Source organism: Roseomonas sp. 18066 (genome assembly GCF_902706185.1).
Classification (GTDB): domain Bacteria; phylum Pseudomonadota; class Alphaproteobacteria; order Acetobacterales; family Acetobacteraceae; genus Pseudoroseomonas.
The window spans coordinates 1-383 of the sequence record NZ_CACSJM010000430.1 but is presented as its reverse complement, the minus strand read 5'-3'; the positions used below and the strand labels follow the sequence as shown (position 1 = coordinate 383).

The window sequence follows — 383 nt, the reverse complement described above, 5'->3', positions numbered from 1 at the left end:
GCCATCGGCAGATGCCGCCCCGTCGGCGTGGGCGCCATCCAGCGCGGGCAGCGCCACCTCGAATCCCGCCAGCTGCTCGACGGGCAAGTCCTGCAACCCGTGCCGTTTGGCGATCAGCCGCCAGTGCGGCGCGGCCTCCGGCGTGACGAAGCTCACCGCCGCACCGCTGGCGCCGGCGCGGCCCGTGCGGCCGATGCGGTGCACGTAGTCGGCCGCCGCGCGCGGCAGGTCGTAATTGACCACGGCCGGCAGCCCGGCGATGTCGATGCCGCGCGCCGCGAGGTCGGTGGTCACCACCACCTGCCAGCGCTCGTCCTTGAATTCCTGCAGCACCTGCCGCCGCGCGCCCTGGCTCAGGCCGCCGTGGAAGGGCGAGGCGAAGA

Annotated in this window: 1 protein-coding gene; it reads right to left on the bottom strand. The window is 74.4% G+C overall.

All coding sequences use genetic code 11. The features are described 5' to 3' along the window. The coding region (locus GVN67_RS29555) for a C-terminal helicase domain-containing protein (RefSeq protein WP_200845483.1) at positions 1–383 on the bottom strand (383 nt) is incomplete at both ends.